Source organism: Pseudomonas sp. H1h (genome assembly GCF_000633255.1).
Classification (GTDB): Bacteria; Pseudomonadota; Gammaproteobacteria; order Pseudomonadales; family Pseudomonadaceae; genus Aquipseudomonas.
This window is the reverse complement of record NZ_AYMJ01000012.1, coordinates 210,552-217,177: the sequence shown is the minus strand read 5'-3', so window position 1 is coordinate 217,177 and position 6,626 is coordinate 210,552. Positions and strand designations below refer to the sequence as shown.

Genomic DNA, 6,626 nt, shown 5'->3' with positions numbered 1-6,626 from the left:
AGCTTCCAGGGTCTGCCGGCCCGTATCTGCTGGGTCGGCCTGGGCCTGCGCGCCAAGCTCGGTCTGGCGTTCAACGAAATGGTCCGCAGCGGCGAGCTGTCGGCACCGATCGTGATCGGTCGTGACCACCTCGACTCCGGCTCGGTCTCCAGCCCGAACCGCGAAACCGAATCGATGCAGGACGGCTCCGATGCCGTCTCCGACTGGCCACTGCTCAACGCCCTGCTGAACACCGCGAGCGGCGCGACCTGGGTGTCGCTGCACCACGGCGGTGGCGTGGGCATGGGTTTCTCCCAGCACTCGGGCATGGTGATTGTCTGCGACGGTACTGACGAAGCGGCCGAGCGTATTGCGCGCGTGCTGCACAACGACCCGGCCACCGGCGTCATGCGCCACGCCGATGCCGGTTACCAGATCGCCATCGACTGTGCCAAGGAGCAGGGCCTGAACCTGCCAATGATCACCGGTAAATAAACGCAAAAGTCGTGGGAATTGCTGTTGGTGGGAGTGGGCTTGCTCACGAATGCGTTGGATCAGTCAGCACATGTTTTGAATGTGTCGACCCCTTCGCGAGCAAGCCCGCTCCCACCAACAGCAGCCCGCGCAAGACGCTCAGTGAACTCGAATAACAATCCACAGAGGTTGAATCATGGCTGTTAACCCCGATCGTGCAGGCAACAAACCGTTGATCGAAAGGCGTTCGATCGACTACATCCCGGAAGCGGAAAGACACGGTCGTCTATTCAGTCAGTTCACCCTGTGGATGGGTGCCAACCTGCAAATCACCGCAATCGTCACCGGGGCCTTGGCCGTGGTGCTGGGCGGTGATGTGTTCTGGTCGCTGATCGGTCTGTTGATCGGTCAACTGCTGGGCGGCGGTGTCATGGCGCTGCACGCGGCACAAGGTCCGAAGCTGGGCCTGCCGCAGATGATCTCCAGCCGTGTGCAGTTCGGGGTTTATGGCGCAGCGATTCCGATCGTGCTGGTGTGCCTGATGTACCTGGGCTTCACCGCGACCGGCACCGTGCTGTCGGGTCAGGCGCTGGGCCAGTTGTTTGGTGTCAGCGACACTGTCGGCATTCTTCTTTTCGCCAGCGTCATCGTCGTGGTCACGGTGCTCGGCTATCGGGTGATCCACTGGATCGGCCGGATCGCCAGTGTCATTGGCGTGATCGCTTTTGTTTATCTGTTCAGTCGCTTGGTGAGTCAGGTGGACGTCGGCGCACTTCTGGAAATCCGTCACTTCAGCTGGAGCAGCTTCCTGCTGGCGGTGTCCCTGGCGGCGTCCTGGCAGATCGCCTTCGGCCCTTACGTGGCGGACTACTCACGCTACCTGCCGAGCAAGGTTTCCTCGGTGAAAACCTTTTTCGCCGCTGGTGCCGGTTCAGTGATCGGCGCGCAGGTGGCGATGATCCTCGGTGTGTTCGCGGCGGCTTCGGCCAACGGGCAATTTGCCGGCCATGAAGTGGCTTACATCGTCGGTCTGGGCGGCACCGGTGCCACCGCTGCGCTGCTGTATTTCAGCATCGCGTTCGGCAAGGTGACCATCTCCACCCTGAACTCCTACGGCAGCTTCATGTGCATTGCGACCATCATCAGCGGTTTCCGTGGTGACCTGAAAGTAACGCGCCTGCAGCGTCTGGTGTTCGTGCTGGTCATCGTCGGTGCGGCGACGCTGATGGCGCTGCTCGGCCAGCACTCGTTCCTCGGAGCGTTCAAGTCTTTCATCCTGTTCCTGCTGGCGTTCTTCACGCCATGGAGCGCGATCAACCTGGTGGACTACTACTGCATCACCCGTGAGCGCTATGACGTACCGGCGCTGGCCGACCCGAATGGTCGCTATGGCCGCTGGAACCTGCTCGGGATCAGCGTCTATGTGTTCGGCGTGCTGGTGCAGCTGCCGTTCATCTCCACCAAGTTCTATACCGGCCCGCTCGTAGCGGCCCTCGGTGACGTGGACATCTCCTGGATCATCGGTCTGGTGCTGCCTGCCGCCCTGTATTACGTGTGCGCAAAAAAATGGCACGGCTCGGTGCCCGATCAACTGATTCTGCCGGTCGAGCAGAACAGCGTTGTACAACCTAAAGCAAGTGGGGCCGGTCGCGCTGCGGCGCAGGCCTGATTGGACGTGGACAGGGCTGGATGCCTCTTGACTGCCGTAAGCCAACTCATGATTAGGAGCGTCACAACAATGAAATCGAACAAGACCCTGCTGACCACATTGCTGTCCATGGGCCTGCTGGCCAGTGCCGGTGCGACGCAAGCCGCCGGCTGGTGCGAATCGGGCAAACCGGTGAAATTCGCCGGGCTGAACTGGGAAAGCGGCATGCTGCTGACCGACGTGCTGCAAGTGGTGCTGGAGAAAGGTTACGACTGCAAGACCGACAGCCTGCCGGGCAACTCCATCACCATGGAGAACGCCCTCAGCAGCAACGATATTCAAGTGTTCGCCGAAGAATGGGTCGGCCGCAGCGAGGTCTGGAACAAGGCCGAGAAGGCCGGCAAGGTCGTCGGTGTCGGTGCGCCGATCGTCGGCGCGGTCGAAGGCTGGTACGTGCCGCGCTACGTGATCGAAGGTGATGCCAAACGCAAGCTTGAACCAAAAGCGCCGGACCTGAAAAACATCGCTGATCTGGGCAAATACGCAGCCATTTTCAAGGACGCTGAAGAGCCGTCCAAGGGCCGTTTCTACAACTGCCCGGCCGGCTGGACCTGTGAGCTGGACAACAGCGAAATGCTCAAAAGCTACGGCCTGGAAAATACCTACACCAACTTCCGTCCGGGCACCGGCCCGGCGCTGGATGCGGCGGTGCTGTCGAGCTACAAGCGTGGCGAGCCGATCCTGTTCTACTACTGGTCGCCAACCCCGCTGATGGGCCAGATCGACGCGGTCAAACTCGAAGAGAAACCAGGCGTCGACAAGACCGTGAGCATCAAGGTCGGCCTGTCGAAAACTTTCCACGAGCAAGCCCCGGAGCTGGTGGCCGTGCTGGAGAAGGTCAACCTGCCGATCGACCTGTTGAACCAGAACCTGGGACGCATGGCGAAGGAACGTATCGAGTCGCCAAAACTGGCGAAAATCTTCCTCAAGGAACATCCTGAAGTCTGGCACGCATGGGTGAGCGACGACGCAGCCAAGAAAATCGACGCGGCCTTGTAGGTTGAGCTTCTCCGGCTGTCGGCAACGGCAGCCGGGTGCTTGATCGCAACCCCTTGATTGAGAGTCTCTTATGTTTCCCGAAAGCTTTACCTTTTCCATCGCCGACTGGGTCAACGGTTGGGTCGATTCGCTGGTCACCAACTACGGTGATGTGTTCCGCCACATCTCGGACACCCTGCTATGGGCCATCGTCAACCTTGAGGGTTTGCTGCGTGCAGCGCCGTGGTGGTTGATGCTGGCGATCGTCGGCGTCGTTGCCTGGCACGCCACGCGCAAAGTAGTGACCACCGCCGTCATCGTCGGTCTGCTGTTCCTGGTGGGCGCTGTCGGCCTGTGGGACAAACTCATGCAGACGCTGGCGCTGATGATGGTCGCGACGATCATTTCGGTGTTGATCGGCATTCCGCTGGGGATTCTCTCGGCGCGCAGCAATCGCCTGCGTTCGGTGCTGATGCCGCTGCTCGACATCATGCAGACCATGCCCAGCTTCGTGTACCTGATCCCGGTGCTGATGCTGTTCGGCCTAGGCAAGGTCCCGGCGATTTTCGCCACCGTCATTTACGCCGCGCCACCGCTGATTCGCCTGACCGACCTGGGTATTCGCCAGGTCGACGGCGAAGTCATGGAAGCGATCAACGCGTTCGGTGCCAACCGCTGGCAGCAACTGTTCGGTGTGCAACTGCCGCTGGCCTTGCCAAGCATCATGGCCGGGATCAACCAGACCACCATGATGGCCCTGTCGATGGTGGTGATCGCCTCGATGATCGGCGCCCGCGGTCTGGGTGAAGATGTGTTGGTGGGGATTCAGACCCTCAACGTCGGGCGCGGCCTCGAAGCCGGTCTGGCGATCGTGATTCTCGCAGTGGTCATCGACCGCATTACTCAGGCGTACGGTCGGCCACGGCATGAGGTGAGCAAATGAGCAACGCAACCGTGAGCAAGATCGAAGTCAAAAACGTCTTCAAGATTTTCGGCAACCGCGCCAAGGACGCACTGGCGATGGTCGGCCAGGGCAAGACCAAGGATCAGGTGCTGAACGAGACCGGTTGCGTGGTGGGGGTCAACGACCTGTCGCTGAGCATCGGTACCGGTGAGATCTTCGTGATCATGGGCCTGTCCGGCTCCGGCAAATCGACCCTTGTGCGTCACTTCAATCGCCTGATCGACCCGACCAGCGGTGCGATCCTGGTCGATGGCGTGGACATCCTGCAATACGACATGGACGCCTTGCGCGAATTTCGCCGGCACAAGATCAGCATGGTGTTCCAGAGCTTCGGCCTGCTGCCGCACAAGACCGTGCAGGAGAACGTCGCCTATGGCCTGAAAGTGCGCGGCGAGAGCAAGCAGATGTGCGCCGAACGTGCGTTGCACTGGATCAACACCGTCGGCCTCAAGGGCTACGAAAACAAATACCCGCACCAGCTCTCCGGCGGCATGCGTCAGCGTGTGGGCCTGGCCCGGGCACTGGCGGCAGACACCGACATCATCCTGATGGACGAAGCGTTCAGTGCGTTGGATCCGCTGATCCGCGCCGAGATGCAGGACCAGTTGCTGGAGCTGCAAAAGACCCTGCACAAGACCATCGTCTTCATCACCCACGACCTCGACGAGGCCGTGCGCATCGGCAACCGCATCGCGATCCTCAAGGACGGCCGTCTGATTCAGGTCGGCACGCCGCGCGAGATCCTGCATTCGCCGGCGGATGAGTATGTCGACCGGTTCGTGCAGCGGCGGGCGGCGGTGGTTTAAGAGATTCGCGGCGTTTGTGCCGACCTTTTCGCGAGCAAGCCCGCTCCCACATTGGATAGTTGGTGTATTTAAAATTTGTGTTCGGCACAGATCCAATGTGGGAGCGGGCTTGCTCGCGAAGGCGTCGGCGGAGCTGCATCAATATTCGGGTAAGAGGTCAATGATGTCCCAGGCTGAAAAAATCGTTATCGCCGACGCCCCGATGCGTTGGCAGGATGTGGTCGCGGTAGCCCGTCACGGCGCGCAGCTCGAGCTGTCGGCCCAGACCTGGGCGCGCATCGAAAACGCTCAGGGCATCGTCCAGCGCATCGTCGAAAGCGGCGAGCGTGCTTATGGCGTCAACACCGGTCTGGGTGGTCTGTCCAACGTCTCGCTCAAAGACGAACAACTCAGCCAGTTGTCGCGCAACACCTTGCTCAGCCACGCCTGCGGCGTCGGCCCGGTGCTGCCCGATGAGCAGACCCGCGCGATCGTCTGCGCCGCGATCCACAACTACAGCCACGGCAAATCCGGCATTCATCGCCGCGTGGTCGAAGGGCTGCTGGCGTTGCTCAATCGCGGCATCACCCCGCAGGTTCCGTCGCAGGGCTCGGTGGGTTACCTGACCCACATGGCGCACATCGGCATCGCGTTGCTGGGTGTGGGTAATGTCAGCTATCGCGGACAAATCACCTCGGCGCAACAGGCGCTGGCCGAAGCGGGTCTGCAACCGGTGCAACTCGGTGCGAAAGATGGTTTGTGCCTGGTCAACGGCACACCGTGCATGACCGGCCTCAGCTGTCTGGCGATTGCCGATGCCACGCGGCTGGTGCAATGGGCCGATGTGATCGGCGCGATGAGCTTCGAAGCCCAGCGCGGTCAGATCGCCGCATTCGACGCCGAAATCATCGCGCTCAAACCGCATCCGGGCATGCAGCAGGTCGGCAGCAATCTGCGCGCGTTGCTCGATGGCAGTGAAGTGATCGCGGCGAGCAAAGGCATTCGCACTCAGGATGCGCTGAGCATCCGCTCGATCCCGCAGGTGCATGGCGCGGCGCGCGATCAACTGGATCACGCGATCAAGCAGGTCGAAGCCGAACTTAACGGCTGCACCGACAACCCGTTGCTGTTGGGTACGCCGGAGAGTTTCCGGGTGATGTCGCAAGCCAACCCGCACGGCCAATCCGTGGCGATGGCAGCGGACGTACTGGCGATTGCCATGGCTGAAATCGGCTCGATCGCCGAGCGTCGTCTCGACCGTCTGGTGAACCCGCATGTCAGCGGTCTGCCAGCTTTTCTGGTGGCCAACCCGGGGGTGAACTCGGGGATGATGATCGTGCAATACGTCGCCGCCTCGCTGTGTGCGGAAAACCGCCAGCTGGCGCAACCAGCCGTGCTCGACAACTACGTCACCTCGGGCCTGCAGGAAGACCACCTGAGCATGGGCACCAGCGCCGCGCTGAAGCTGCACCGTGCCCTGGAAAACTGCACGCAGATCCTCGCCATCGAGTACCTGCTGGCGGCGCAGGCCTTTGAATTCCTCAAGGAGCAGCGCTTTGGCGCGGGCACTGACCGGGCGTGGCGACTGCTGCGCGAAACCGTCCCGGCTTACGATCAGGATCGCTGGCTGGCGCCGGATATCGCCGCCGCCGCGAGCGTCTTGAAAGACTCGAATTCGCTGCACAACGTGTTACCGAATCTGCACTGACAATACCCATACCAGCGTGCCAAGGCGCGG

General features: G+C 61.3%; 5 protein-coding genes and 1 pseudogene. All 6 read left to right on the top strand.

The window, feature by feature from the left end:
- Window positions 1-474: pseudogene (locus U862_RS0110160) on the top strand (urocanate hydratase); the annotation flags it as partial.
- Between the two features lie 175 nt (window positions 475-649).
- A complete protein-coding gene (locus U862_RS0110155) occupies window positions 650-2,122 on the top strand; it encodes a cytosine permease (RefSeq protein WP_025110306.1) in 1,473 nt (490 codons plus the stop codon).
- Window positions 2,123-2,191: 69 nt separating this feature from the next.
- Window positions 2,192-3,160 (top strand): ABC transporter substrate-binding protein, encoded by a 969-nt coding sequence (locus tag U862_RS0110150; protein ID WP_025110305.1) that lies wholly within the window; start codon window positions 2,192-2,194, stop codon window positions 3,158-3,160.
- A 70-nt stretch (window positions 3,161-3,230) separates the two neighbouring features.
- A complete protein-coding gene (locus U862_RS0110145; protein ID WP_007949591.1) occupies window positions 3,231-4,082 on the top strand; it encodes a proline/glycine betaine ABC transporter permease in 852 nt (283 codons plus the stop codon).
- Window positions 4,079-4,909 carry a glycine betaine/L-proline ABC transporter ATP-binding protein gene (locus U862_RS0110140; protein WP_049827999.1) on the top strand — a complete coding sequence of 277 codons (831 nt, stop codon included), beginning with the start codon at window positions 4,079-4,081 and terminating at the stop codon, window positions 4,907-4,909. Before U862_RS0110145 ends, U862_RS0110140 begins: the two co-directional genes overlap by 4 nt.
- A 163-nt stretch (window positions 4,910-5,072) precedes the next feature.
- Window positions 5,073-6,596: a histidine ammonia-lyase gene (gene hutH / locus U862_RS0110135; protein WP_025110303.1), complete on the top strand. Its 1,524-nt coding sequence runs from the start codon at window positions 5,073-5,075 to the stop codon at window positions 6,594-6,596.
- The last annotated feature ends 30 nt before the right edge of the window (window positions 6,597-6,626 follow it).